Origin of the sequence: Nonomuraea glycinis (genome assembly GCF_035920485.1) — a bacterium.
GTDB lineage: Bacteria > Actinomycetota > Actinomycetes > Streptosporangiales > Streptosporangiaceae > Nonomuraea > Nonomuraea glycinis.
Genome location: NZ_CP109166.1, coordinates 3088123 through 3112179 on the forward strand (window position 1 = coordinate 3088123; position 24057 = coordinate 3112179).

General features: G+C 67.7%; 31 protein-coding genes. 15 read left to right on the forward strand and 16 right to left on the reverse strand.

Annotated features, from left to right (window positions below; translation table 11 throughout):
* The first annotated feature begins 82 nt into the window (after nt 1–82).
* Nucleotides 83–460, forward strand: a complete 378-nt coding sequence (locus OHA68_RS14385; protein WP_327108075.1) for a VOC family protein — start codon at nt 83–85, stop codon at nt 458–460.
* Nucleotides 461–532: 72 nt separating this feature from the next.
* Here OHA68_RS14385 and OHA68_RS14390 read toward each other — a convergent pair whose 3' ends face one another.
* From OHA68_RS14390 to trpB, 3 genes are read right to left on the reverse strand one after another with little or no spacing between them, the layout of a single operon-like run.
* Nucleotides 533–1288 carry a GntR family transcriptional regulator gene (locus OHA68_RS14390; protein WP_327108076.1) on the reverse strand — a complete coding sequence of 252 codons (756 nt, stop codon included), beginning with the start codon at nt 1286–1288 and terminating at the stop codon, nt 533–535.
* A gap of 9 nt (nt 1289–1297) precedes the next feature.
* A complete protein-coding gene (gene trpA / locus OHA68_RS14395) occupies nt 1298–2098 on the reverse strand; it encodes a tryptophan synthase subunit alpha (protein ID WP_327108077.1) in 801 nt (266 codons plus the stop codon).
* Nucleotides 2095–3252, reverse strand: coding sequence for a tryptophan synthase subunit beta (gene trpB / locus OHA68_RS14400; protein ID WP_327109506.1), 1158 nt, complete (start codon nt 3250–3252; stop codon nt 2095–2097). Before trpB ends, trpA begins: the two co-directional genes overlap by 4 nt.
* A 512-nt stretch (nt 3253–3764) precedes the next feature.
* Here trpB and OHA68_RS14405 point away from each other — a divergent pair.
* The 5 genes from OHA68_RS14405 to OHA68_RS14425 all read left to right on the forward strand — a co-directional run bounded on the left by OHA68_RS14405 (nt 3765) and on the right by OHA68_RS14425 (nt 8588).
* Nucleotides 3765–4196, forward strand: coding sequence for a hypothetical protein (locus OHA68_RS14405; protein WP_327108078.1), 432 nt, complete (start codon nt 3765–3767; stop codon nt 4194–4196).
* A gap of 64 nt (nt 4197–4260) precedes the next feature.
* Entirely contained in the window at nt 4261–5217 is a 957-nt protein-coding gene (locus OHA68_RS14410; RefSeq protein ID WP_327108079.1) for a GNAT family N-acetyltransferase, read from the forward strand.
* 104 nt (nt 5218–5321) lie between these two features.
* Nucleotides 5322–5564 carry a hypothetical protein gene (locus OHA68_RS14415; RefSeq protein WP_327108080.1) on the forward strand — a complete coding sequence of 81 codons (243 nt, stop codon included), beginning with the start codon at nt 5322–5324 and terminating at the stop codon, nt 5562–5564.
* A 144-nt stretch (nt 5565–5708) separates the two neighbouring features.
* A complete protein-coding gene (locus tag OHA68_RS14420) occupies nt 5709–6308 on the forward strand; it encodes a DUF6879 family protein (RefSeq protein ID WP_327108081.1) in 600 nt (199 codons plus the stop codon).
* A 9-nt stretch (nt 6309–6317) separates the two neighbouring features.
* Nucleotides 6318–8588: a tetratricopeptide repeat protein gene (locus OHA68_RS14425; RefSeq protein ID WP_327108082.1), complete on the forward strand. Its 2271-nt coding sequence runs from the start codon at nt 6318–6320 to the stop codon at nt 8586–8588.
* A gap of 122 nt (nt 8589–8710) precedes the next feature.
* Here the strand turns inward: OHA68_RS14425 and OHA68_RS14430 are convergent, their stop codons facing one another.
* Together OHA68_RS14430 and OHA68_RS14435 are read right to left on the reverse strand one after the other, a co-directional pair.
* Nucleotides 8711–9307 (reverse strand): hypothetical protein, encoded by a 597-nt coding sequence (locus OHA68_RS14430; protein ID WP_327108083.1) that lies wholly within the window; start codon nt 9305–9307, stop codon nt 8711–8713.
* 23 nt (nt 9308–9330) lie between these two features.
* Nucleotides 9331–9663 carry a hypothetical protein gene (locus tag OHA68_RS14435; protein ID WP_327108084.1) on the reverse strand — a complete coding sequence of 111 codons (333 nt, stop codon included), beginning with the start codon at nt 9661–9663 and terminating at the stop codon, nt 9331–9333.
* A gap of 9 nt (nt 9664–9672) precedes the next feature.
* Here OHA68_RS14435 and OHA68_RS14440 point away from each other — a divergent pair, with 9 nt between their 5' ends.
* On the forward strand, nt 9673–10452 hold the full coding sequence (locus OHA68_RS14440) for a GntR family transcriptional regulator (RefSeq protein WP_327108085.1): 780 nt from the start codon (nt 9673–9675) through the stop codon (nt 10450–10452).
* Between the two features lie 172 nt (nt 10453–10624).
* Here OHA68_RS14440 and OHA68_RS14445 read toward each other — a convergent pair whose 3' ends face one another.
* The 6 genes from OHA68_RS14445 to OHA68_RS14470 all read right to left on the reverse strand — a co-directional run bounded on the left by OHA68_RS14445 (nt 10625) and on the right by OHA68_RS14470 (nt 15517).
* A complete protein-coding gene (locus OHA68_RS14445; protein ID WP_327108086.1) occupies nt 10625–10807 on the reverse strand; it encodes a hypothetical protein in 183 nt (60 codons plus the stop codon).
* 99 nt (nt 10808–10906) lie between these two features.
* Nucleotides 10907–11779: a hypothetical protein gene (locus OHA68_RS14450; RefSeq protein WP_327108087.1), complete on the reverse strand. Its 873-nt coding sequence runs from the start codon at nt 11777–11779 to the stop codon at nt 10907–10909.
* The gene (locus tag OHA68_RS14455) at nt 11776–12327 is read right to left on the reverse strand and encodes an RNA polymerase sigma factor (RefSeq protein WP_327108088.1); all 552 of its coding nucleotides are present in this window, start codon (nt 12325–12327) and stop codon (nt 11776–11778) included. Before OHA68_RS14455 ends, OHA68_RS14450 begins: the two co-directional genes overlap by 4 nt.
* Before the next feature lie 77 nt (nt 12328–12404).
* Nucleotides 12405–13907: a serine hydrolase domain-containing protein gene (locus tag OHA68_RS14460; protein WP_327108089.1), complete on the reverse strand. Its 1503-nt coding sequence runs from the start codon at nt 13905–13907 to the stop codon at nt 12405–12407.
* A gap of 96 nt (nt 13908–14003) precedes the next feature.
* Nucleotides 14004–14882 carry an alpha/beta hydrolase gene (locus OHA68_RS14465; protein ID WP_327108090.1) on the reverse strand — a complete coding sequence of 293 codons (879 nt, stop codon included), beginning with the start codon at nt 14880–14882 and terminating at the stop codon, nt 14004–14006.
* A 29-nt stretch (nt 14883–14911) separates the two neighbouring features.
* Nucleotides 14912–15517 carry a GNAT family N-acetyltransferase gene (locus OHA68_RS14470; protein WP_327108091.1) on the reverse strand — a complete coding sequence of 202 codons (606 nt, stop codon included), beginning with the start codon at nt 15515–15517 and terminating at the stop codon, nt 14912–14914.
* Between the two features lie 141 nt (nt 15518–15658).
* Here OHA68_RS14470 and OHA68_RS14475 point away from each other — a divergent pair, with 141 nt between their 5' ends.
* The 8 genes from OHA68_RS14475 (at nt 15659) to OHA68_RS14510 (ending at nt 20147) form a co-directional block, all read left to right on the forward strand.
* Nucleotides 15659–16690 (forward strand): GntR family transcriptional regulator, encoded by a 1032-nt coding sequence (locus tag OHA68_RS14475; protein ID WP_327108092.1) that lies wholly within the window; start codon nt 15659–15661, stop codon nt 16688–16690.
* Between the two features lie 75 nt (nt 16691–16765).
* Nucleotides 16766–17242 (forward strand): hypothetical protein, encoded by a 477-nt coding sequence (locus OHA68_RS14480; protein WP_189137389.1) that lies wholly within the window; start codon nt 16766–16768, stop codon nt 17240–17242.
* 13 nt (nt 17243–17255) lie between these two features.
* Complete coding sequence (locus OHA68_RS14485; protein WP_327108093.1) at nt 17256–18098, forward strand: hypothetical protein; 843 nt, start codon at nt 17256–17258, stop codon at nt 18096–18098.
* Entirely contained in the window at nt 18095–18472 is a 378-nt protein-coding gene (locus OHA68_RS14490; protein ID WP_327108094.1) for a YbaB/EbfC family nucleoid-associated protein, read from the forward strand. The genes OHA68_RS14485 and OHA68_RS14490 overlap by 4 nt, the downstream gene beginning before the upstream one ends.
* A gap of 3 nt (nt 18473–18475) precedes the next feature.
* Nucleotides 18476–18778, forward strand: a complete 303-nt coding sequence (locus OHA68_RS14495; protein ID WP_327108095.1) for a YbaB/EbfC family nucleoid-associated protein — start codon at nt 18476–18478, stop codon at nt 18776–18778.
* A 111-nt stretch (nt 18779–18889) separates the two neighbouring features.
* Nucleotides 18890–19342, forward strand: a complete 453-nt coding sequence (locus OHA68_RS14500; RefSeq protein ID WP_327108096.1) for an SRPBCC family protein — start codon at nt 18890–18892, stop codon at nt 19340–19342.
* The gene (locus OHA68_RS14505) at nt 19339–19677 is read left to right on the forward strand and encodes an ArsR/SmtB family transcription factor (protein ID WP_327108097.1); all 339 of its coding nucleotides are present in this window, start codon (nt 19339–19341) and stop codon (nt 19675–19677) included. Before OHA68_RS14500 ends, OHA68_RS14505 begins: the two co-directional genes overlap by 4 nt.
* Nucleotides 19678–19703: 26 nt before the next feature.
* Nucleotides 19704–20147, forward strand: coding sequence for an SRPBCC family protein (locus OHA68_RS14510; RefSeq protein WP_189137383.1), 444 nt, complete (start codon nt 19704–19706; stop codon nt 20145–20147).
* A 62-nt stretch (nt 20148–20209) separates the two neighbouring features.
* On the opposite strand, the gene OHA68_RS14515 is transcribed toward OHA68_RS14510, so the two are convergent.
* The 5 genes from OHA68_RS14515 to OHA68_RS14535 all read right to left on the reverse strand — a co-directional run bounded on the left by OHA68_RS14515 (nt 20210) and on the right by OHA68_RS14535 (nt 23949).
* A complete protein-coding gene (locus OHA68_RS14515) occupies nt 20210–21535 on the reverse strand; it encodes a ferritin-like domain-containing protein (protein WP_327108098.1) in 1326 nt (441 codons plus the stop codon).
* A 1-nt stretch (nt 21536) separates the two neighbouring features.
* Nucleotides 21537–21767 (reverse strand): hypothetical protein, encoded by a 231-nt coding sequence (locus OHA68_RS14520; RefSeq protein ID WP_327108099.1) that lies wholly within the window; start codon nt 21765–21767, stop codon nt 21537–21539.
* 17 nt (nt 21768–21784) lie between these two features.
* On the reverse strand, nt 21785–22195 hold the full coding sequence (locus tag OHA68_RS14525) for a cupin domain-containing protein (protein WP_189137380.1): 411 nt from the start codon (nt 22193–22195) through the stop codon (nt 21785–21787).
* Between the two features lie 23 nt (nt 22196–22218).
* On the reverse strand, nt 22219–22974 hold the full coding sequence (locus OHA68_RS14530; RefSeq protein ID WP_327108100.1) for an SDR family oxidoreductase: 756 nt from the start codon (nt 22972–22974) through the stop codon (nt 22219–22221).
* A gap of 141 nt (nt 22975–23115) precedes the next feature.
* Nucleotides 23116–23949 carry a helix-turn-helix transcriptional regulator gene (locus OHA68_RS14535; RefSeq protein ID WP_327108101.1) on the reverse strand — a complete coding sequence of 278 codons (834 nt, stop codon included), beginning with the start codon at nt 23947–23949 and terminating at the stop codon, nt 23116–23118.
* Nucleotides 23950–24057: the final 108 nt, after the last annotated feature.

Consider the following 24057-nt stretch of genomic DNA (forward strand, 5'->3'; position numbering starts at 1 on the left):
TGCCGGGCACGCCGCGATGAGTTTCGGCCGGGCGCCGGGTCTCCATGGTGGACAGCACGTCGACACCCACAGGAGGAACGGTATGAGACGGTCAGTTCTGGGCAGCATGCTCCTCGCCAGCACCGACCCCAAGCGCCTGCGTACCTGGTACGTCACCGCGCTGGAGCCGGCGGAGGAGACCGATGTCGAGTCTTACGGGGTGCTCAGGTTCGGGGACTTCCACCTGTTCATCGACACCCGGGCGGACATCGGGGACAAGAATCCGGAGCCCGGCAGGATGGTCGTCAACTTCGAGGTGCCGGACGCCCGTGCCGTGGTCGCGCGGATGAGCGACCTCGGGGTGACCTGGGTGGCGGAGCTGGAGGACCGCGACGGCAGCCTGTTCGCCACCGCCATGGACCCGGACGGCAACTACGTTCAGATCATCGAGCTGAGCGAGGCCCACCGCGCGGGCATGTGAGGTCCGGCGCGACCCACGCTGATCGCCCGGGTTCGCGGACCGGGCGGGCCCGAGAGAGCGACATGATCACGACTAGCTGGTGGCGCGCCAGGACAGGGACAGGCCGGTGGCGGCGCGTTCGGTGCGGATCTCCATCATGGTGCCCAGGATGGTGGCATGGTCCGACACCACCGGGACGGCGTCGGGCGTATAGGTGATCCGGGTGCTGACGAGCACGGGGCTGCCCGGCGGCTCGTGGAGGTGGCGGGCGGCGGCGGGGTCGAGCAGGCCGGGCCGGACCACCTCGGACGCCCGGGCGACCGCCACGCCCGCGTCGGCGAGGGCCGCGTAGAGGGAGACGGCGGTGAAGTCGCGGTCGCGGATCTGCTCGGCCACCGGCCGGCGTACCCAGGACACCTGGTGCACGGCGGGACGGCCGGCGAACTCGCGGACCCGCTCCAGCCGCAGGGCGGTGTCGCCGGGCCGCAGCCGCAGCTCGGCCGCGATCGAGGCGGGGGCCCGGCGCAGCGCCCGCCCGGCCACCACGGTGCGCACGTCGTGGCCCTGCTCACGCAGATCGTCGGCCAGGCTGCGGAGTGAGCCGAGCTGGTAGGCCAGGTGGGGCGGGGCCACGTACGTGCCTTTGCCGGGCCGCTGCACGATCAGCTTCTCGTCGCTGAGCTCCCGCAGCGCCTGGCGCAGTGTCATGAGAGTCACCCCGTAGGAGGCGGCCAGCTCCCGCTGCGAGGGCAGCGCCTCGCCGGGGGCGTGGTGTCCCGACCGGATCTTCGCGGCGAGATCGGCGGCGATGGCGCGGTATCTCGCCTCGTGTCCGGCGTCGGGGGGCATCGTGGTCGGTCACTCCTGGTCGAGGGCCTGCCGCAAGGTCGCGAGAAAGGCCCGCAGGTCGTCCGGCCCCGCCCCGTCGAGCACCCGCCGCATGACCGCGGCGCCGACCACCACGCCGTCGGCGTGCCTGCCGGCCTCCCGCGCCTGGTCAGGCGTGGAAATGCCAAATCCTAGCAAGACCGGCCGGTCGGTGCCCCGTCTGATCCGCGTGGTGAGCTCCGCCGCCGAGGCGCCGAGGGCGGCCCGCTCGCCGGTGGTGCCCATCAGCGACACCGCGTAGACGAAGCCGCGGCTGCGGCGCGAGATCTCCGCCAGCCTCGGCTCCGGCGTCGCCGGCGAGGCCAGCAGGACCAGTTCGATCCCGGCGGCGGCGGCCACGTCCGTCAGCTCGTCCGCCTCGTGCATCGGCAGGTCGGGCACGATCAGACCGGTGACGCCGGCCCGGCGCAGCGCGGCGCAGAACGCCTCGCCCCCGTCGTGCAGCACCAGGTTGTAGTAGGTGCTGACGACCAGCGGCACGCCCAGGTCCGGCAGGCCGGACAGGTCGGCGAGGATCCGGCGCGTGCTCGCCCCCCGGGCCAGCGCCGTGTCACTGGCCTGCTGGATGGTGACGCCGTCCAGCGTGGGGTCGGAGAAGGGCAGGCCGACCTCGATGGCGTCCGCGCCGGCGGCGGCGAACGCCCGCAGGTAGTCCGTCCAGCCGGGCGTGATCCCCCCGGTGACGTACGGCATGAGCAGGCCGCGGCCGGTGTCCCGGCGGGCACGCAGGTGGCGTTCGACCGGGCCCGGGGTCAGGGTGAGGTGTGTCACAGCAGCTCCTTCAGCGTGGAGATGTCCTTGTCGCCCCGGCCGGACAGCGTCATCAGGACCGTCGATCCGGCGGGCAGCTCGCCGGCGTCGGCAGCCCGGATCACCCAGGCCAGCGCGTGCGCCGATTCGAGCGCCGGGACGATGCCCTCGGTACGCGCCAGCCGGATCGCCGCGCCGACCGCCTCGTCGTCGGTCACCGTGACGTACCGGGCCCGGCCGAGGTCGCGCAGGTGGGCGTGCTCCGGGCCGACTCCCGGGTAGTCGAGCCCGGGGGCGATGGAGTGCGCCTGGGTGATCTGCCCGTCGTCGTCCTGCAAGAAGAGCGAGCGGCAGCCGTGCAGGACGCCCAGCCGGCCGCGGGCCGCCCCGGCGCCGCCCGCCGCCTCCACACCGACCAGGCGCGCCTGGGTGTCGGCGAATCCGGCGAACGTGCCGGCCGCGTTGGAGCCGCCGCCCACGCACGCGACCACCTGGTCCGGCACGCCGGTAGGCAGCGCGGCGGCGCACTGCGCGCGGGCCTCGTCGCCGATGACCCGCTGGAACTCCCTGACCATCCACGGGTACGGATCCGGCCCGACGACCGAGCCGACGCAGTAGTGGGTGTCGCCGGTGACGCCCACCCAGTGCCGCATGGCCTCGCTGGTCGCGTCCTTGAGCGTACGGCTGCCCGTGGTCACCGGGACCACCTCGGCGCCCAGCATGCGCATCCGGAAGACGTTCAGCTCCTGCCGCTCGATGTCGCGCTCGCCCATGAACACCGTGGCCTCCAGCCCGAGCAGCGCGGCGGCGGTCGCGGTGGCCACCCCGTGCTGGCCCGCCCCCGTCTCGGCGATCAGCCTGCGCCGTCCCATCCGCGCGGCGAGCAGGGCCTGGCCCAGCACATTGTTGATCTTGTGAGATCCGGTGTGGGTCAGGTCCTCGCGCTTGAGGTACAGCCGCACGCCCAGCTCTCCCGACAGCCGCCGGGCCGGTGTGAGCGGGGTCGGACGTCCGGCGTGCAGGGCGAGCAGCTCCGCCAGGGTGCCGCGGAACCCCGGATCCGCCCACGCCTCCCGGAACGCCTCCTCCACCTCACGGCACGCCTCCACCAGCGACTCCGGCGCATACCGCCCGCCGTACTCGCCGAACCGGCCCAGCGCCCGCGGCTCGCCCATCGTTGTCACGGGCTCACGCCATGGCGACATGTCTCGCATCCCACACTCACCTCGTTCTATAACTCTTTAAGGAGTTCTATAACAGTGAGTGTTGCACGGGCGCCAGTCGGCGCGCCACCCCCCGGCCGTCCCGCCCGCCCGTTCCCGGTGTCACATGGCCCCGCTTCCGAGGCCGACCGCTTCGAGTCGCGCCTCGTGATTCTCCGGGTCGCCGGACGACCCGGAAGCCGGCTACCGCCCGGTCAACTCTGTGGGCAGCAGATCGACGACTCGTTTCAGACCGGTCTCGACCGGCGACGATCGCCTGGTCAATCCCACGAGGTGCGGCTCTCCTGATGCGTCTCTGCAGCAACACGCTTAACTCGATATGAAAGGTATTCGCTGATTTTTCAGGTTGAAGCAGCAGGGATATCCAGAATTTTCTAATCCGACCGTGACTGATAACAGATCGGCAGCTACATTGATGCTGACCGTAGTCGCGTCATCTGACCTGTCGAGCCGCAAGGAGAGACATGGCCGAGGATATAACGCAGCTGGTCGGCGAGCTGTCGCCCTACGTCACAGCGGCAGTTGCGGCGTACGGTGCAGCGGTGCTGGAAAAGGCCCGAGATGACAGCGCCGAGGCCGGCGTGGCGTGGGGACGCAAGATGCTCCAGCGGATCTTCGGAACGCGAAGCGAACAGGATGTCCCCGAACCCATTCGGGATTTGGCTGATCACCCTGACGACGCTGATATTCAAGCGATGTTGCGTGACAGAATCAGCAAGGTATTACGGCAGGACCATGATCTGATCTGCGACGTACGCGCATTCTTGGAATATGCGGCAACTCAAGCCGCACCCCACTCCGCCATAGCCGTCACCGCCTTGGCCGCTGACCACGCACAGCAGGCAGTGCAGGGGCGCGGGTCGCAGACCAACACCTTCCGTATGACGAGTGAGTAGGCAGCCTTGTCGGCACGCAATATCGCGCTCCCGCGATTATTTGGCCGTGATGTCAAAGTAGTAGGTGATCACAATAACTGACCACAAACTACTGATCGACAGCACGACCCGTAGATGGCATTCACTGGATGCTCTCCTGCCTGACGTCACCACTGTCCGTGAGCGTGGTGAATATGACTTCCTGGTGGCTCCCGATCACGCGGGTGGATGGCTTTTCCGCACCAATCATCTAGCAGACACCGACCTTGGATCGATATGGCGTGAGCCATCCACCGCCGCGCTTGTGCCAGTGGTCGTCGACAGTTCAGCGCACGAACTGGACAAGTCACTCCAATGGTGGCGCGAAACTGTTGGCCGGGAGCTTATTCAGCGATTATCGACAGCTGCAATCTATCTTATGTTGCCCAGCCGGGACGTGTGGGCCATTCCAACTCTTCAGCGCCACGGATTCCATCCGCACACAGTGGTCGCAGTCCGTGACCGCAGACCCGATCTCCCGCCATCGTTGCAATATGACGAGCTGAAGATAGGAACCGCCACAGTCGCCTGTGCGGAAGATGTCATTTCCCTATGGCATGAGGTGATCGCCTATGACGCTCAGATAGGTGTCTGCTACGACCGGGGCCAGACCTCGGCAATGTTGCGACGGGCGACACTCGATCTGCTTGCCAGGCCCGAGCGGGCCGTCTGGGTGGCGGAGTGGCGAGGCGACCCCGTAGGGCTGTGCATGGTTGACCTGCCCGGATACTGCAACGCCATCGGCTGCTATGTGAAGCGGGACGATCCGGTCTACATATCCGCCTTCGGGATACGAGGCGGCCAGCGTGACAAGGGAATTGGCCGTCACCTGATTGCCCATGTGCACGCGGTCCTGGCCGCCGCCGGCCACACAACCATCCTCCTGCATCATGCTGTCATGAACCCGTTGTGCGCTCCGTTCTGGGCGCGCTCGAAGTATCGCCCCTTGTGGACCGTATGGCGCCTGTCGGCACATAAGGTCCAATATCAGCGCATGCCCTAACAGGTCTCGCAGTTCGCCGAAATTCAGCAGAGTTCTATAACTTTCTCGGATAGCGCTTTCATGTTAATGTGAAAGCTGTTCACATCACGTGAGATCGGAGGGTCATGTTCAAGAGACGTATCGGTCCACATCCACACGAAGACACGGGAAACGGGAGCGCCGCCGCCAACAGCTGCCCCGATATCTGGGAGCTCGACTCGGGCGATTTCGCGATCATCGGCGTTGAGCAGACCGAGCAGTTGCGTCCGCACCTGCCATCGGACGCGTTCCTCGATCCCGGCGAAGGCATCGTAGTACTTCCCCGGCATGTGCTCGTAAAAGCGCGCAAAGACATTCCGCTGGAGTAGGCCTGACCCTGGGTCTTTGCCAAGCTGCAGCTGTTTGCGTCGATGTAATATTGTGCTGTGGTGGCGCATAAATGGCCCACGTCAAGATTGCGATCAAAAAGGGCGGCATTTATGGCGCTATATCCACCCACTAAATACCGCCGATTGAGTACGACGGCGGGCGGCGTAGACGATTTCATGATGTTCTTCAAGGGTCTGCGAAAACGCTGGGTGAAGATTGAGATCCTGCAAGAATATGATGAGTCGGGATTTGCCGGTTACGACGCATTCAAGAGCGGCGACTACGGCCGCGCGGCGACGCTCGTGCGTAAGATGGTCATGAGTCAGCAGGAGCTGTATGATCACGCCGCCGAGCATGGGATTTCCATGACTCGCATACGTGTATGCGAGCTACCGCTGAGCTCCTACCTGCTGCATTACGAGTTCGCGGCCTACCTGGCAGACATCGAGTGTGGCGAAGACATCCGTTTCGTCGATGCTTCCGACGTCCGCCGACTTCTCGACGAAACCGGCATCTCTGATTTCGTATTTTTCGACCATGAACGCGTGATCGCCCTAATCTACGATATCCATTCTGGCTCTTTGCAGGAAGCGCGTCTCGTGGAGGACGCTGAACTTGTTCAGGCGTACTCGACGGTGGTTGACAAGCTTACGAAGGCATCTGTGCACATGCTTCAAAGCCCAATATATCTGGACGCCGTCGGCCGATCATTCGACTCCGTAAAAGACTCTCCTGGACAGTGAATGCCAGAAATGCGGATCGAAGGCAATCGTGACGAAGAGCCGCATGTCCAATCCGCGCACGCGCTGGACCGAGCTCAACAGGCGGCGCAGCAATCCGGCATTCAGTACAACATTTTCATCGGAGCCGCACAGGCGCGTTCCGTGGCCGCCATAGCACCGCCGATCGCCGTTCCGCAACTCAAGATCGCCTCGCATGCCCTACGCGGCCGCGCCGAACTTCTGGAATACGCGAGCGGCATCATCGGCACGCCGCAACCGGGCGGGGTCTCCGAGTCGCGTGTGACAGTTCTTTACGGCCTCGGTGGCGTCGGCAAGACCGCCCTGGCTCTGGAGATCGCTCATCGGGCGATCCGACACCACGTCAAGGTGTGGTGGATTCCCGCAGATGAGGCGGAAGGCATGCGATCGGCGCTGTATGCGCTCGCCTTCTCCCTTGGTGCGCGAGACGAAGATTTCGATCACGCGCATCCTTCTGACGTCCTGTGGCGGTACCTCGACTCCCTGGATCATTCCTGGCTGCTCGTCATAGACAACGCGGACGATCCGGCTGCCCTCGGAAGCTCCAGCCGAGGCGTTCAAGAGGGCACCGAGTGGCTGCGACCGCCGGCCGCCCACCGGAACGGTGTCATCATCTCCAGCCGTAACGGCAGGCCAGAACGCTGGGCGTCATGGATCCGCATGTGCCACGTCCCGCCGCTCGCCCCTGACGTAGGCGCACAGATTCTCGTGGACCTCGCTCCTCATGCAGGCGGCGAACAAGAGGCGATATCCCTGTCCGCTGCCTTAGGAGGGTTGCCGTTGGCCCTGGAGTTGGCAGGCCGCTACCTCGCGGCAGCTGCGACAGACCCCTTCCCCGGAGAGAACGCACTTGAATCTTTCACTGCATATCGGGTCAACTTCGATAGACGAGTAGGACATTTGGACATGCCTGCAGAGGGTGCGGGGCAGTCGGCCAGCAGTAGACGCGCACTTACCACGACATGGGAGATCTCGCTCGACCTGCTTGAGCGTCAAGGTCATGATCTTGCTCGGCCGCTGCTCCGACTGCTTTCCTGCTGCGGCGTGTCCCCCGTTCCGTACCGAGCCATCATCAGGCCGGAAGTACTGGCTGGAACCACGTTGTTCCCCGAGCCGACGGCACAGCGAATAGGTAGCTCACTGCGAGCGCTCGAGGGCCTGGGATTGATCTCGCTGGAGATTTCTCCGCGAACACCAGAGCACGCCGAGGATGCGGGAGAGTGGAACTCTCGATTGACCATGCATCCGCTCGTGCGCACCGTTACCCGCCAGAACATGTATGGCCAGGGTGTGCTGCAGCTCTATCTGGCTGTTCTCGCCACGACGACAGACAGTGTGACGGGGGAGCTCGACCCCGATGATGCCCACCATTGGCCCCGGTGGTCCATCCTGGCAAGCCACTGCACAGCTCCTCTCGAACTGATGGCGGAGCTAGACATCCACGACACCGTTATCGTCAGCGCCTTCCTGAGGGTGGCGGAGAGGTCGACCTGGTACAGATACATGGCCGGTCAATATATGCAGGCGTCCATTGACTACCAGTTGCTCCTCGATGTGGCCCAAAGAGCCATGGGTGCGGGCAGCTCCGAAGCCCTGTCGATCAGCAACAACCTGGCGCGGGCAATAAGAGACGGCGGAGACAATACGCGAGCACAAGCCATGCTTCGCGCGCTTGTGGCCACCGCCGACGCCTCCCTGGGCAGCGATCACCCGACAGTTCTCAGCATCCGGCTGAACCTTGGCCGTACCCTCCGAGAGGGTGGGCAGGTGGCTGTCGCGGAGTCCGAGTTGCGAGCCCTGTTGGACGACGACCGTCGGGTGCTCGGCGAGCTGCATTCCGACACGATAGCCACCGCGCTGAACCTCGGCGTCTGCCTCCGACTGCGGTCTGACTTCGACGAGGCCGAAGCCATATATCGCCAGGTTCTGTCCGACTGGCGGCAAGCGCACTCCGAGGCGGAACTCACCACACTGGACATCCGATTCGAGCTCGCGGAGACCATGCATCAAAGAGGCGATCTCGCCCAAGCCGAGTCCGAGCTGCGAGACCTGCTCGCCATAGCGTCGGGAGTCTACGGCGAAGCCCACCCCAACACTTTGATCATCCGGCACGGTCTGGCCGCCGTGTTGCGCTCGTCGGGCCGGCTGGAGGCGGCCAACGTCGAGTTTCGCGAGGTGCTGCGCCTGAAACGAGCCAAACTCGGAGCGGAGCATCCCCTGTCCAGGGCTACAGAGGCCGCACTCGAGGACCGGACGGCGTGATCAAGCGGCTGCTGATCGCCGTCATCAGCCAGTGACGATCCCCGCTGCGGAGGGCGGGACCACGTTGAACACCTGACTCCCGTAGCTCTGCGTCGACCGGAGCGCACGGTAGCCGGGCTGTCTTAGATCACGGCCTTCATGCCATGGAGGTGGACCACCTGGCGAGTCGCCAGGCCGCCGCGGTGATGTGCGGCCGGGCCGGTATGCCAGGGAACGAACACGTTGTGGCCGTACAGGACGGGCATGAGGTCGCGGGCGGGGCGGTACAGGTCGGCGAGCACGCCGGCGGTGAGAGCGGTGGCGACCGTGTACAGGGCCGCGCCGGCTCGTAGTGCCGGGCACTGTTTGAGCGCGTCGTCCACGCAATCGGGGCAGGTGGGTGGGGTGTCGGTGTGGCCGCTGTCGTAGCCGGTGCGCTGGAACACCGTCTCTGTGAGGAGCCACGGGATGCGGCCGGTTCTGACGTTGGCGGCGGGCTCGGCGCACACCTGGCACAGCAGTTTGTCCATGGCGTGCCACTGGCGCAGGGTGTTGAGCTTCCCCATGCGTTCGGGGCCGCGCTGGTCGGGCTGGTCGCGCAGGTCCGGTACGCGGGCGCGGAGGATGCCGTTCACCCAGTCGGTGGGGCTCGGCGTCCGGTAGGTCAGCTGAAGGAGATTCCGCTCGATCTGCTCGAACTGGATGGGCTCGGCGATGAGCTCGTTCGCGAACGCGGTCACGTACGGGATTGTGGTGTGGTCGCTCATGGTGCGTAGTCCCACAGCTCGGCGTAGATCATCCGGCCGTTCCTGGTCGGCCGCGGCCCGCTCGCGTCGGCGAGCGCGGAAACCGACTGATGTGCCGTCAGTGGGTCTTGGGCGTTCAGGTCGCTGGAGTAGTGGACCTCGAAGCGAGCAGTGTTCGGGTGTACCACGGTGATCAGGTTCAGGTGCCCGGCGGGACTGGACTTCGCCAGTGCGCATGTGAAGAGCTCCCGCACCAGATCAGCGGCGTCGTGAACCCGATGCGGCAGATGCTTGGCGACGACGGCATGGGCCCGCTGAGCCGCTTGCTGGCTGTATGTGTAGCCCGTCAAGGTGTACAGGTGGATCAGCCGCTGTATGTACGAATAGCTGCCGCCCTACGAGCCCGTATCGTCTCGGGCGACCTGCCACCAGGGACACGCCTGCCTGCCCGTCGCGAGCTGGCCACCGAGTACGACGCCGCGCTGGGCGTGATCTCTGAAGCCTCGAAACTGCTTGTCCGCGAGGGCCTTTTGACGAGCAGGCCAGGTGCGGGCATGTTCGTACGGGAGCGCACGCAACGTCGCAGGCTGGTGCGCAGCTGGTTCCGGGAACGGCAGGGCGGCTCGCCATTCGCTCGGCAGATGGAGGAGCAGGGTCGGCGCGGCGCCTGGGAGTACTGCTCGGACACCATGCAGGCCCCCGCAGAGATACGTGAACGCCTGGGCCTGCCCGCCCCGGACGGCAGACGCCACGACGTGATGCGTACCGGCTACACGTACGCCTCTGACGACGAAGGCCCGTGGATGCTCGCGACGAGCTGGGAGCCGTTGAGCATCACGAAGGGCACGCCGATCGCGTTCCCGGAGGCCGGCCCGCACGCGGGCCAGGGCGTCACGCAGCGCATGGCCGCCATCGGCGTGCTGGTGGACGCCTGGGACGAAGAGGTGTGGGCACGCCCGGCGTCACCGAGCGAGGCGCGGACGCTCAGCATCGGCGCGGGGTCGATCGTGACGGTCGTCGAGCGCTCGTACTTCGCGGGGGAGCTGGTGGTGGAGGTGGCCGACATCATCGTGCCCGCGGAGTCCACGAAGCTCGTCTACACCGGCCCGGTCGGCGACAACACGACCCCCGCACCGTAGGCCTTCGCCGTACCTCGGAAAGAGGGCGGGCCCGGATGGTCACAGGGTGGGGCGGACAGCCACGACCTACCCAAGTAGGTCGTGCCTGTCCGCTTGTACTCGGGCGCGGTGACGGGTCGTCATGGTCGGCCGCACCATGTCGAGTCCTGCACCGAGCGGAATATGACGGCCTTTAGCCAACGTCCTTGCAGTGCATCCAGCCGTGGCCTTCGACCCAGCAGGGGTAGTACTCGTCCTTGGGCTTGGCCTGTGCCGTGCTGCCGATGATGGCCAGGGATGCGACGGCGATCACGGTGACTGCGGCAATACGGCGGCCTGTGCGCGCGAAAGCGCCGGTTTTATTCGGGTTTGTCATGGCACTTATTTCAGCCTGGAGACCTTGCGGATCACTTACAACCAGCTGACTCTCCTCCCGACGTGCCACCGATGACGCCCCACATGCGGGCCCGGACTGTCACAGGGTGGGGCAGCCGGTGGCCTTTCGCACGTTCTCCACCTGGTCGGACGGCATCGGCGAGGAGAAGACGTCGATCGTGGCCTTGCCGGGCATGAGGAGAGAGCCGCCGGTGACATACCAGGAGTCGGGGACGGAGGAGATCACCTCGCCATCCAGGGGGTCCGTGCGCCGGGGATCGTCCACGGTGAACTCCTGGATGCTGATGCCCCGCTCCTTGAGCAGCGCTCGCACCTCGGCCACGGTCTTGTTGAGGTGCGGGACGCAGTGCAGTGGCTCGCCGAGGGCGGAGATGGAGGTGATGGACTGATACTCCTCGCCCGGCCTGGCTTCGCGCCCCAGTGAGATGGACGCCGACCCGGTGAAGCCCACGGGAATCTTGATCCCGATCGGGCAACCGCCGGCCTTGTCACAGGATCCGGGCCGATCGATCGTCTTGATCTGATCGACGACCGGCCCGCCGTCAGTGGGCAGGACCATGCCGACGAGCCCCGGCGTGGCCGGGATGACACGCAGCGAGATGTCCAGGCCGACCGCTTCGAGCTGCGCCTCGTAGTTCTCCGGATCGGCGTGGATGTCCTTCACCTGGACGAGGTAGTAGCCGTCCTTCTGCTCGATGTCCAGCGCGGCCACCGGCTCGGGGTTGAAGCCGGGTAGCCCCGACGTCCAGCTCAGCACGGTCACCGTGGCGGCGAGCAGTGCGATGGCGGGGAGCGCGATCCGGAGGCTCCTGCTGCGGCGGTGGACGGGTGTGAGAAGGGGCGTGGGCTCGGTGTCCATGATCTCGTTCATCAGGTCCCGTGCGCCCGGCACCGTGCCAGGGCCTGGGTCGGGAGCGATGGCCGTGACGATGCGGTCAAGGTCGTTGGTCATGTGCTCTCCTCGGCAAGGGCGACGGCACGGGCTCCGTACCTGGTGAGATCCAGCTCGGCGGCGGCGAGCTCGGCGGCGAGCCGCTTGCGTGCGCGGTGCAGGCGGATGCGTACGGCGCCGCGCGAGCACCCCAGCACCTTCGAGATCTCGGCGGTGCCCAGGCCCTCCCAGCCGACCAGCGACAGCAGCTCCCTGTCGTCGTCCGACAGCCGCGAGAACGCCTCCCTGGCCTCGCTGTGCGGCTGCTCGATGACGGATTCCGCCCACTGGGTCAGGTCCTCCCTGAGGCGCAGCGCCAGGGCGTTCCGCCGGGACTCCGCGCGATGGTGGTTGGCCAAGACGCGTCTGGCCACGCCGTACAGCCACAGCCTGGCCTCGTCACCTGCGGGCATGTCGGCGAGCCGCCGCCAGGCGGTCAGGAACGTCTCGGCGATCACGTCCGCGATCTCGTCCGGTGCGGAGGCGCGGCGGGTCACGTAGGTGGAAATGGCCTGGTAGTGGGCCAGGTAGATCTCTTCGAAACGAAGCCTGGCATCGGGGGGTCCCACGCAACAATTCCTTCCGACAGTTGATGTCATAAGTGGAAATGTCCGGACCGGGCAAAGCGTTTCGCGGGCCTGCTCGCTTAGCCGCCGCGTACCGAGGTGGGTGATGACCCGTCGCGCGATGGTGCGGGAGAGAGGACGGTGTGGGCGAGGCGGGAGATGACGGTGGCGGCGGCGGCCAGGGCGGCGGTGCCGGTCCAGAAGTACAGGGCGAGCCAGATGTAGGTGATCTGGTCCAGGGTGCCCACGCGGCCCATCAGCAGGCCGATCAGGTCGGCGAGGCCGGCGAAGAGCGCGACCGGCAGCGCGTAGGGGAGAAGTCGTATGATCAGGCGCCACGTGGCGTGGCCCGTGCGGCGGCGGGCCCAGCGGCGGGCGTGGTAGACGCCCAGGAAGCCGAGCCCGAGGTTGAGCAGGGTCAGAGCGGCCAGCCAGGGGTCCGCGGTCATGGTGAACGGGACGGCGGCCGCGTCGGGGCGGCCCTCGATGAGGTCGATCAGGCCGTCGGTGATGAGGACCGCGTCGTCACCGGAGGTCATCCCGGTGTTGGTGACGACGGCGATGCCGTACCCGCCGGTGGGCAGGACGGTTTGCGCGGAGTTGTGGGTGAGCAGCCAGCCGGTGTGCCGGAGCTGGGGTGCTCCGCCGGGGGTCTTCCCCGTCGTCCAGCCCATGCCGTAGGTGCTGCCGCCCACGCCGGACGAGGTCTGGGCGGTCTTGACGGTCTTCTGGGGGAAGACGTGGCCGGCGCCGTTCTGGGCGATCAGCCACTTGGTCATGTCGTCGGCGGTGCTGATGACGCCGTACGAGCCGTTGACGAACCACTTCGGGTGGGAGCGCTTGATGACCTGGCCGTACGCGCGGATGTAACCCTCGCCCGCGCCGGGGACGTCCATGGTGGTGTTCACGGTCCTGGTGGACGTCATACCGAGCGGACCGAACACGGTGGCGGCCAGGTGGTCGTCGAACGGCACCCCGGCCACCACCTCGACCAGCCGCGCCGCGACGGCGTAGTTGGGGTTGTGGTACATCATCTTGGTGCCCGGCGCGGTGGCGAGCGGGGCGGTCCGCAGCATCGCGACGGCGTCCTTGAGCGTGTCCGGCGCGGGGAGCGTCAACTCGGGGAACGTCCGGTCGCTCATCCCCGAGGTCTGGTGGAGCAGCTGCCGTACGGTGATCTTCCCGGCGCGCTGGTCGGCCATGGTGAACTCGGGCAGATAGTTCTGTACGGGCGCGTCCAGGTCGATCGTGCCCTGGTCGGCGAGCCGCAGCACCGCCAGGGCCGTGAACGACTTGGAGATCGAGGCGAGCGGCATCGGCGTGTCCTTCGTGATCGCCTGGCCACCGGCCGTGTGTCCGTAACCGGCGGCGTGCACGACCTGGTCGCCCTTGGTGACCGCGACCAGGGCGCCGGGCAACTGGGTCCGCTCGATGTAGTCGCGTACGTAGTGGTCGACCGCGCTCGCGCTCAGCCCGCCGGCCACCGGCGCCGCCGCCAGGGCGCTCGCCGGTGCCGCCCCCATCGCGAGCAGCACGCCGATTGCCGTGACCCTCCGTATCCGCACCAAGATCTTCATTCGCATGGGACGAACGTTAGAAGTCGGTATAAGGGGCACGCAGCGGACGATCGGGATGGATCGCCCCCGACTTTCGTCAGGGTGCAGGCCGGTCGCCGTATGTCAGCGGCTGAGCAGGTCGGTGAAGACGTCCACCAGGTCGGGGTGGTCGAAGGGGCCGACATGGGGGGCGGCGACGCTGCGTACGTCGGTCGGGTTGCCGGGCGTGAGGCGGTCGGCCTCGTTGATGAAGCGGTCCTGCAGTGCCGGCGGAATCAGCCGGTCGAGGGTGAAGCGCACGTACGTCCGGGGGATCCGGCCCCAGGTCGCCGCCTCGCCCCGGGCCTCGGTGACGGGGATGGCGGCGGTCTCGTCCGGCTCCAGCATGTTGAGCAGCCGGCCCACCGCCTCGTCGGTGAAGTCGCCGGCGAGGCACTCCTTGACGGCGTGGAACACGGCCGGGTCGGCCGAGCGCCAGTTGACCCGGTTCACTCCCAGGATCGCCGGATCGGCGGCCTTCACCGCCTCGATCAGGGGGAGGAGGCTGTCGGCGTTCTCCGGTGCGGTGAGATAGGCGGCCATGTTCGGCAGGTCGACGCAGCAGTACGCGGCGACGTAGACGACTCGTTCGAGCAGGTCGGGGATGGCGTTGCCGACCATGCTCACGGAGACGCCGCCCTGGCTGGCGCCGGCGAGGATCACCGGTCCGTGGCGGCGGGCGCGGTGGACCACGTCCACGACGCGATCCACGTAGTCGTCGATGGTGATCTTGGCAAGGGGCGACGGCTCGGTCGCCAGCGCCTTGAGGTCCTGCGGGGCCTGGTACGCACGAGGGTAGAACGCTTCGTCGCCGTGCCCCGGAAGGTCGACGGCCACGCTCCGGTGCCCGCGCAGGGTGAGCTCCCGCATCAGCCCGGAGGCCCAGGCCGAGGAGGAGTTGGTGCCGTGGACGAGCACCAGCGTCGGCGGTCGCCGATCAGCAGTGGTGAGGTTCGATGTCATCGTCGTTGTCTCCTTGAGTGTGTCGGTGGTCATCGGCGCGGTCGGCGCCACATCGGCCACAGGGGCGGGCTGTCGGCCACGCGCACCGGTGCGCCGAGATCCTCGAAGCCGTGCCGCAGGTAGAGGGCGCGGCTCCGGGGCGAGCTCGCCTCCAGGTACGCGGCGAGCCCGTCGGTGTCCGCGCGCGCCAGCCGGTGCCGCAACATCGCCGAGCCGAGTCCGGCGCCCTGCCGCCCGCCGACCACTCCCATGCAGGGGAGGTAGAGGTGTGGTTCGTGGTCGGGGTGCCGTCGCGCGAGCGCCTGTCCCAGCGTCCGCAACCGCGTGCCGTGCTCGCCGAAGACCGAGTCCGTCTCGGGCGGGTCCGGGTGCTCGTCATGGGGTGCCTGGCCCGCGGCCAGTGCCAGCCACACCGAGGCGCCGTCGTCCCGGCCGATCAGATAGGTCTCGCCGGCGGGATGGGCGAGCAGCGGGCGGTAGAAGTGCGCCTGGAGACGACCTCGGTCGTTCGCCTCGGGGAAGAGCCAGCAGACGAGGGGGTCGTTCATGAACGCCTCGGTGAGGACGTCCAGCACCGCCTTCCGGTCCGGGTCACCCGCCTGCCGAACTTGTGCGTACGGCGTATCTGGTGTCATGCGTACAGCGTATGGCTCACGTTTCATAAAGTGCGTTATATCGGCATTTCTAGTGCAGAAAGTGCACTAGTGTCCTAGTAGTCGGACTAGTACACTTGCGGGCAAGTGATCGACACAGCACCAGCGAATCGGGAGGCTCCCATGCCGTCGTCAGCGCAACGGCCGGATCCGCCATATCAGCGGATCGTCACGGAGCTCCGGGCCCGGATCCTGGCCGGCGACCTGCGGCCAGGTGATCGCATGCCCTCCATCCGGCAGATCGCGCAGCGGTGGGGCGTCGCCGTCGCCACGGCGACCAAGGTGGTGGCGACCCTCCGCGACGAAGGGCTGGTCGAGGCGAAGGTCGGCTCCGGCACCGTGGTCAGCCCACGCACGAGCCGGCCGCAGCCGGTCGACCCACGCGCGAGCCGGCCGCAACCGGTCGGCCCACGCGCGGTCCGCCCGCAGCCGGTCGGCGGCGCCCTCAGGCAGGCCCTGGATCGCGAGCACATGCTCCGCACCGCCATCGCGATCGCCGACGCCGAGGGTCTCGCCGCCGTGTCCATGCGGCGGCTCGCGGCCGAGCTCGGCGTCGGTCCCATGTCGCTGTACCGGCATGTGGCGAACAAGGACGAGCTTGTGACGCAGATGGTCGACGAGGTCTTCGGCGAGCCCGAGCTGCCCGTCCCCGGGCCGCCGGGTTGGCGGCCGAAGCTCGAGCTGATCTCCCGCCGGCAGTGGGAGCTGGTACGGCGGCACCTCTGGCTGCCCAGGGCCGTCTCGTTCACCCGCCCGTTGCTGGTGCCCAACATGATGGCCCACACCGAGTGGACCCTGCGCGCGCTCGACGGGCTCGGGCTGCCCATGGCGACCCGGATTCGAGAGGCGCTCACGCTGCACGCACTGGTCATCACCGTCGCCCTGTCCATGGCCGACGAGGTGGAAGCGGAGCAGGAGACCGGTGTGACGCTCACCCGGTGGTGGCTCGCCCAGCGGACGCGGGCCGACGAACTCCTCGGCAGCGGACGATTCCCGTTGCTGGCCACGATCGCCGAGGAGACGGTGTCGGACCTGGACGGACTGTTCGAGTACAGCCTGGCCCGCCACCTCGACGGGTTCGCCGTCATGGTGGAGAGAACCCCGGCCGGTGGCGAAGATCAACAAGCAGGTGGCGCAGGGGTGACCTGCGGCTGAACATTCGTCGTTGACCGCTGGAACGGGTCACGGATGGCGGTCGGTTGAACCGGTCATTGGTATAGAAAAGAGCGCGTGTCGACCGATGATCAGTCCTACCCGGCCAGCACGCCGTCGCTGGTGAGCCCGTGCCCGCACACCCCCGCGTGCCCGCCGCCCGCCTGCCTCCCACCCGGCCTGCGCGCGCAGCCGGCGGTGGCCGTACGAACGCCTCCACCAGCGCCGGACGCCGGCGGTTCCGCAGGCGGCGCCCCGGGCGGGTATGAGGTCGAGGCGGGATATGTACGGAAATTCGCTGGCACCATGGACGACTCGGCCACCGGCGTGGACACCGTCAAGCAGTGGACGCCCCGCTTCGAGGGCTGGAACCTGGCCCCGATGGCGGGCATCCCCATCGTCGGCCTGATGTTCGTCAACCGGTTCAACATCATCGCCGACACCTGGCGGGACAGCGCGGGCATTCTCACCGAGGTGCTGCGTACCGACAGCGGCAAGGTCTTCAGGGCCGCCGACAACTACGTCGCGGCCGAGCGGTCCAGCACCGTCAAGTGAGGAGAAACGCGCGATGGCTGACCCGCCGAAGCTGATCGTCCCAGGTCAGAGCACGCCCACCGCCGCCGGCGGGCAGCTCCACATCGCCAACGCCAGAGGCGCCGTGCAGCGGACCGTCAACGTCGCCCCACCGGTGCGTACCGACCCCGGCTTCTTCAAGCGGCTGATCTCGGAGCTGAACCCGCTGCGCCAGACCACCAGGGGCGCGATGGCGATCTCCGGGCTCGGCGTCGCCGCGCTCGCGCTGGACGTGGCGGCCACCCTCAACCTGGGCAACCCCTTCCTCTTCTACGATCGGCGCGAGCAGTGGAAGGACCTGGCCGGGATGCTGGAAGGCAGCCGGTCCGACCTGTGGCGGTCCTTCTTCGACGACATCTCCCCCAACTGGAAGGGCCAGGCGGTGCAGACGCTCCAGCAGTACGTCCGCTTCAACGTCAACGGCCTGTACAGCCAGCTCGACAAGGTGTCCGGCGAGATGAGCGGCGCCATGCACAGCCAGTACAAGGAGGTGCTGGAGTACGACCTGTCGGTGTTCGGGCTCTATGCCACCTCGGCCCCCATGCTGCGCACCGTCGCCGCGCTGAGCGCGCACCCGGTCGGCAAGGTCGCCCTGATGACCCAGGTGGGCCTGTTCATGAGCGCGGCCGGAAACCTGGTCAAGCAGTTCGCCGACGTGTACAACTCCTACGAAGGCGACCTCAACAAGCTCGAACTCAAGCTCAACGGCCTGAGGGGCGCCTTCTACAAGAGCGGCAGCCCGGACCTGGGAGCACGCGACCTCAACCTGATTCCCGCGATCGCGGATCCCCTCCGGCTGAAGGAATACTGGGTCTCCGCGTCCAAGGGCGCCTCATGAGGCACGTCGAGTCGTTCGCCGAGGGCCGGCCGGACGACCTCACGGGACTGCTGCGCGAGGCGGACGGCTGGTCCCGCACCCTGGCCGAGGCGCTGGGGGATTTGGAGGAGCAGCGGCTGACGGGCGCCGACCCGGCCGAGGTCGTCCGCGTCGAGGTGTCCGGCACCGGCCGCCTGCGTCAGTTGTCCATCGATCCGCGCGGCCTGCGTAACCTCGACCATGTCCAGCTCGCCCAGGCCGTCCAGGCGGCGATCGTCGCGGCCCACCTGACGATGGGGGAGCGGCTGGAGGAGGTCGTCCAGGGTCTGACCGGCACGACGAGTGCCGCCGACCCGCTGGAGGGCCACATCCGCAACGTGCTGAGAGGTGAGTGAGCGATGGAGGAGGCGCAGGCGCGGCTGGAGGCGCTGATCGCCGCCGCCGAGCGGGCGGAGGCGAGGGTGGAGGCGTGGAGTGCCGCCGAGTTCTCCGGCCGGGCCGACGAGGGCGGCATCGTGGCCGTCACCGACGCGCTCGGCACGCTCACCCGGCTGGAGATCTCGCCGCGCAGCAGGCGACGGCTGGACGCGACGAACCTGGCCGCCGCCATCCTGGCGGCGATCACCACGGCCGAGGAGGCCGCAGTGACCGCCAGGGACGCCCTGCTGGCCGACCTGCACCCCGCCCCGGGCACGTCGTAAAACGATCTCTCCCGGGTGCGCCTCGAATGCAACCGATGGTTGCGCATGGGCGGGTCGCGCGGTAGCGTGACGTGCAACCGAACGTTGCGCGTTGCCAAGGAGTGAAGAGCGATGGAGTACGGCAGCATCGAACGCGAGATCCACGTCGACGCCTCACCCGAGGTGGTCTTCGAAGTCGTCAGCCGCCCTGAGCACATCTCGCAGTGGTGGACCGACGACGCCGACGTCGAGGCGACTCCCGGCGCCGTCGGTGAGCTCGTCTGGGGCGACCGGGCCGAGGTCGTCCCGATCACCGTGGTCAAGGCCGAACCGCCTCGGCTGTTCGCGTTCCGCTGGTGCTATCCCGATGGCAAAGTCGACGACTCCGCCGACTCCCTGCTGATCACCTTCGAGCTCACTCCCTCGGGTACGGGCACCAGGATCCGGCTCGTCGAGACCGGGTTCCGGGAGATGGGCTGGGCGGCCGCCAAGCTGGAGGAGCAGTACCGCGAGCACGTCGCCGGCTGGGACACCTTCGTGCCCCGCCTGGGGGACTACCTCGCGCGGCTGGTCGCGACGTCATGAGCACCGCCGTCGACGACGACCTGTGGTCCGCGGTCGGGGACCCGACGCGCCGGCGGATCCTCGACCTGCTCCTGACAGGCGGAAACGGCACCGCCACCAGCCTCAGCGAGCAACTGCCCGTGACCCGGCAGGCCATCGCGAAACATCTCGGCGTGCTCGACCGCGTCGGCCTGGTGCACGCGTCCCCTGCGGGACGGGAGAGGAGATACCGGGTGGACGAGGCGCAGCTCGCCCGTGCGGTGGCTCAGTTGTCCTCGGTGGGGGCGACATGGGACGCCAGGCTCCGGCGCATCAAGCGGATCGCCGAGACGATCCAGCGCGGCGAAGACCAGTGAAAGCAGACAGGAAAGAGGAATCGACCATGGTGGACATCCTGCACAGAGTGGGCATCAAGTCATCGGTGTCCGAGGTCTACACGGCCTTGACCACCGCCGAGGGGCTCGCCGGTTGGTGGACGACCGACACGAAGGGCGAGGGGAACGACCTCGGCGGCGTGCTGCGGTTCCGGTTCGGGGCCGGTGGGTTCGACATGAAGGTCCTGGAGCTCGACCCGGGCAAGCGCGTGCTGTGGGAGGTGATCGACGGACCGGAGGAGTGGATCGGCACGCACGTGTCCTGGGACCTCGCCCACGCCGACGACTACGCCATCGTGCTGTTCAAGCACGCGGGCTGGAAGGAGCCGGTGGAGTTCATGCACCACTGCAGCACCAAGTGGGCGGTCTTCCTGATGAGCCTGAAGTCGCTGATCGAAACCGGGAAGGGCGCGCCGGACCCGGACGACGTCAAGATCGACAACTGGAACTGACGGTCCCACCTTTTCCAGGGACTCCGTATGCATGTTCATCCGCGCCTTGTCCGGTATTCGAGCTAGGCCCGTACGGGTGCGGCGTCGTCTTCGTGGAAGCCGATCTCCCGGTGGGTGCCGTCGCACAGCGGCTTGTTGCCCGAGTGGCCGCAGCGGCACAGCGCGTAGGTGTCCTCGGTCTCCAGCGGATCGCCGGTCTTCCAGGTCAGCGCGTTGTTCTCGGCAGAGACGATCTTGCGTTTACGCCGGAGCGGGACGCCGCCGTACACGACGTACGGTCCGTCCCGGAGCACGACGATCCGCTGCCGGTCGTCGCCCACGGCCCACTGGCGTTGTTCCGGTGCGACGTAGTCGAAGGTGAGACCGGCCGTGGTGCCGCCCACGTCGGGCATCCGCATCAGGGCCTGGGCCTGCGCCTTGAGCGCGTACATGGTGCCGGTGGCGACCGCGAGCAGCTTCGGGCTGCCGTTGAACGCCTGCTCCAGCAGGTGCAGGACGGCGCAGTAAGTGTGGTTGAACTCCTCCTGGGCCGTTCGGATCGCGCTGCCGGGAGCGTGGTCGGACAGGCGCTGGTTGGGCCGCATCGGATGCACGCCGGCCAGGTCCACGGACATCTTGTCGCCGGTGGGCCCGGACTCCGGGGTGTCGCCACGCTGGTAGCGCCGGCCGAGCTTGAGCTCCTGGAAGCGGTAGTAATGCGCGACCTCGTCCCGTTCCGGGTGGAAGATGTCCTGGTCGCCGTCCCAGACTTCGCCACGGGAGGTGCCCTCGCCCTGCTCGACGATCTCTTCCAGCGCCGCCAGCGCGGAGTCCAGGCCGTCGACCACGACCAGCCGTCCGGCGGTGTGGCGGAAGTGGGCGGCGCTCACCTGGCGGGCCGGGTCGCCGTGGAAGACCGCCTGCTCGCCGAGCCGGTCGCACAGGAGGCGCAGCCCTTGTTCGATCGCGGCGTAGAACTGCCCGATCGTCTCGTAGTGGTGGCCCTCCGCCACGGCGCCGGGCGGCGCCGGCTGCTCGATCCGCAGGAACATCTCCAGCGCTTCCGGCCCGAAGGGGACCAAGGACAGCTCCAGGGAGCCGTGCGGCAGCGGCCGGGGATGCGGCGGGAGCATCTGCGGCGTGTCCAGCTGGGGCCGGCCGCCGACGGCGTTGAGCAGGTTCGCCGCCAGTGCCAGGTGCAGCATCTCCTCGGCGAAGACGCTGCCCACCACGTCGACGGCTTCCGGGTTGCGCTCCGGGTCCAGCGAGTACAGGGCGCACAGGTACGGCGGCAAGGTCGCGTGTTCCAGCTCGATCGCCCACTGCAGGTGCTCACGAAGGCTGTCGAGCGTGTCGATCGGTGGCGCTCCGGCGATGGTTCCCAGCGGTTCTCGGTGACTCACGGACATGTCACGCACCGTGCTCCCCTGGGCGTGAGTGGCCCTCCAGCACCTCGACCGCGTCGAGCAGCCCGCGCAGGCCGATCTGCTCACGCTCGACGTCCGTTGGATCGAACAGCCACTCGGTGACCGGCAGGTCGAACTCCTGCTCCGGACGGCTCTCCTCGGCGTGGATCAGTTCGACCTCGACCTCGGCCTGGAGCTCGTACAGAAGCTCGTTCTCACCGTTCGGAGCAGTCATCTTTCCCTCCTTGGGGCTCAAGCCGGGCGCGGGGCGCGGCGGTCCTGGCGCTGGGCGAGCTCTTCCTCGTCCACCAGCGTGAGCATCGGCTTGCCCGGCTCGCACAGCATCGTGACGGTGAACCGCAGCGGGATGTCGTCGCGGTTGTTGCCGTCCTGGTAGTGGATGACGTCGCCGCCCGGCTCCCAGAACGCCTCCCCGGCGTGCAGCACCCGCGCCGGTTCACCCTCGATCTCCAGCAGGATCTCGCCTTCCAGGACGAACCCGAAAGCCGGGCCGGAGTGCCGGTGCGGCGGGGTGCCGGGGTCGCCGGGCGGGTACTCGATCACCACGGTCATCGCGTGCGCGCCCTGCGGGATGAACGGAGGTTCGACCTCCTGCAGCGTGGTCAGCGCGGTCTGCCATGCGGTCGATCTGGTGTCGGACATGGGATGTACCTTTCGTGGAGGTGTTACTTCCCGGCGGCGTTCTGGGCGGCCCAGTCGCGGTAGCGGATCTTGCCGAGGGTGGCGCCGTCGCCCGGCACCAACGACCGCTCGCTCAGCTCGCTGCCGAAGTAGCGCGCGTGCACGTCGGTGACCACCTGGCGCGGGTCGCCCCAGCCGGCCAGCGCGTCGCGGAAGAACTCGTCCATCCGGAACTGCTCAGGCCCGGCGATCTCGGTCCTGCCGTTCAGCGGTGAGCCGACGGAGACCCTGCAGACCGCCTGCGCCACGTCGTCGCCGGCCATGGGCTGGAAGAGCACGGGCGCGATCCGTACCGTGGCGTCGTCCGTGGACGTGTCGGCGATGCCCCGGACGAACTCGAAGAACTGGGTCGCGTGCACGAGCGAGAACGGGATCCCTGATTTCTCGATCAGCTGCTCCTGGGCGATCTTCGCCCGGAAGTAGCCGTTCTCGGGCATCCGTTCCGTACCCACGATCGACACGGCGACGTGGTGCCCGACGCCGGCCTCCGTCTCCGCGGCGAGCAGGTTGCGGGTGGAGGTCTCGAAGAACTTCAGCACCGCCTTGTCCTCGAACGACGGGGAGTTGGAGACATCGATCACCACCTGCGCGCCGGTCATCACCTCGGCCAGCCCTTCGCCGGTGATGGTGTTGACGCCGGTATTCGGCGACGCCGCCACCGCTTCGTGACCGTGCTCGCCCAGTTTCGCCACCGTCTTCGATCCGATGAGGCCGGTTCCGCCGATTACGACGATCTTCATGGGCCGTTCCCTCTCTTTTCGCCGGGGCACCCGTGTGCCGGCCGGTCATCAGCTAAGACAGGGCAGCTTTCGAAGTTGTGACAGTTGCCGCGAGATTTCCCTCTATCGCTGGACCTGGATGACCTGTGACATCCCGGCCTGTCAGACGCGCTGGTCGCCGATCACGGACAGCAGGCGCAGCTTGTCGTAGCTCTCACTACCGGACGGCGCGGTGTAGACGACGAGCATCTGGGACTGATCGGGGTCGATCAGCGTCTGGCAGTGCAGTTCGAGCAGGCCGAGCTGCGGGTGCTGGACGCGCTTGGGCGGGCAGTACAGGCGGCTGACCGGATGCTCGCGCCACAGCGCGGCGAACTCGGCGCTCTCCGCCAGCAGAGCGTCGACGATCGCCGCCACGCGCGGGTCCTTACGGTCGCGGGTGTACAGGTCGTGCAGATTCGCGGCGAGCAGGTTGCTGTGCGACGCGTGGTCGTCCTCGGGGTGGATCGACCGCGCGGTGGGGTCGGTGAACCATCGGTAGTGCGTGCTGCGGGCCATCCCGGTGCGTACTGTCTCGTCGCCGAGCAGCGCCTTCGACAGCCGGGTCTGCTTCAGCGTCTCTCCGAGGTAGTTCACCACCTGGGCGGCGGCGTCCTCAAGGCCGTCGAAAATGCGCATCATGCCCGGGTTGATGTGATCGGCGCGCAGGGTTCGCTGCGGGATGGCGTAACCCGCGAGACGGAACAGGTGATCGCGATCCTCCAGAGACAAGCGCAGGCCACCCGCGAGGGCGGCGAGCATCTGCTCGGACGGGTGCGGACCGCGTCGCTGCTCAAGTCTGCTGTAGTAGTCGACCGACATGTCGGACAGTACGGCGACCTCCTCGCGCCGCAGCCCGTCCGTACGCCGCCGCCCGCCACGAGGAAGCCCCACGTCCTCGGGCTGCAACGCCTCCCGGCGGCGGCGCAGGAATTCGGCGAGTCGTGCCCGGTCCACGATGGTCGACCCTCCTCTGCGCGACGACGGTGTCGAGTGACGACGGTTCGAGTATCGACGCGTCGGCCCCGCGTATCCATGTTCTGTCAGTCCCTGGATAGGCGGAAC

Bases quoted from the DNA above. Each gene is read 5' to 3' on its own strand.
- OHA68_RS14525 (WP_189137380.1), bottom strand. From the start codon at position 22,195: ATGTCCGACACCAGATCGACCGCATGGCAGACCGCGCTGACCACGCTG.
- OHA68_RS14415 (WP_327108080.1), top strand. From the start codon at position 5,322: ATGTTCAAGAGACGTATCGGTCCACATCCACACGAAGACACGGGAAAC.
- OHA68_RS14405 (WP_327108078.1), top strand. From the start codon at position 3,765: ATGGCCGAGGATATAACGCAGCTGGTCGGCGAGCTGTCGCCCTACGTC.
- OHA68_RS14500 (WP_327108096.1), top strand. From the start codon at position 18,890: ATGGAGTACGGCAGCATCGAACGCGAGATCCACGTCGACGCCTCACCC.
- OHA68_RS14510 (WP_189137383.1), top strand. From the start codon at position 19,704: ATGGTGGACATCCTGCACAGAGTGGGCATCAAGTCATCGGTGTCCGAG.
- OHA68_RS14385 (WP_327108075.1), top strand. From the start codon at position 83: ATGAGACGGTCAGTTCTGGGCAGCATGCTCCTCGCCAGCACCGACCCC.
- OHA68_RS14465 (WP_327108090.1), bottom strand. From the start codon at position 14,882: ATGACATCGAACCTCACCACTGCTGATCGGCGACCGCCGACGCTGGTG.
- OHA68_RS14490 (WP_327108094.1), top strand. From the start codon at position 18,095: ATGAGGCACGTCGAGTCGTTCGCCGAGGGCCGGCCGGACGACCTCACG.
- OHA68_RS14445 (WP_327108086.1), bottom strand. From the start codon at position 10,807: ATGACAAACCCGAATAAAACCGGCGCTTTCGCGCGCACAGGCCGCCGT.
- OHA68_RS14475 (WP_327108092.1), top strand. From the start codon at position 15,659: ATGCCGTCGTCAGCGCAACGGCCGGATCCGCCATATCAGCGGATCGTC.
- OHA68_RS14515 (WP_327108098.1), bottom strand. From the start codon at position 21,535: ATGTCCGTGAGTCACCGAGAACCGCTGGGAACCATCGCCGGAGCGCCA.
- OHA68_RS14495 (WP_327108095.1), top strand. From the start codon at position 18,476: ATGGAGGAGGCGCAGGCGCGGCTGGAGGCGCTGATCGCCGCCGCCGAG.
- OHA68_RS14470 (WP_327108091.1), bottom strand. From the start codon at position 15,517: ATGACACCAGATACGCCGTACGCACAAGTTCGGCAGGCGGGTGACCCG.
- OHA68_RS14425 (WP_327108082.1), top strand. From the start codon at position 6,318: ATGCGGATCGAAGGCAATCGTGACGAAGAGCCGCATGTCCAATCCGCG.
- OHA68_RS14520 (WP_327108099.1), bottom strand. From the start codon at position 21,767: ATGACTGCTCCGAACGGTGAGAACGAGCTTCTGTACGAGCTCCAGGCC.
- OHA68_RS14530 (WP_327108100.1), bottom strand. From the start codon at position 22,974: ATGAAGATCGTCGTAATCGGCGGAACCGGCCTCATCGGATCGAAGACG.
- OHA68_RS14450 (WP_327108087.1), bottom strand. From the start codon at position 11,779: ATGACCAACGACCTTGACCGCATCGTCACGGCCATCGCTCCCGACCCA.
- OHA68_RS14485 (WP_327108093.1), top strand. From the start codon at position 17,256: ATGGCTGACCCGCCGAAGCTGATCGTCCCAGGTCAGAGCACGCCCACC.
- OHA68_RS14460 (WP_327108089.1), bottom strand. From the start codon at position 13,907: ATGCGAATGAAGATCTTGGTGCGGATACGGAGGGTCACGGCAATCGGC.
- OHA68_RS14390 (WP_327108076.1), bottom strand. From the start codon at position 1,288: ATGCCCCCCGACGCCGGACACGAGGCGAGATACCGCGCCATCGCCGCC.
- OHA68_RS14505 (WP_327108097.1), top strand. From the start codon at position 19,339: ATGAGCACCGCCGTCGACGACGACCTGTGGTCCGCGGTCGGGGACCCG.
- trpB (WP_327109506.1), bottom strand. From the start codon at position 3,252: ATGGGCGAGCCGCGGGCGCTGGGCCGGTTCGGCGAGTACGGCGGGCGG.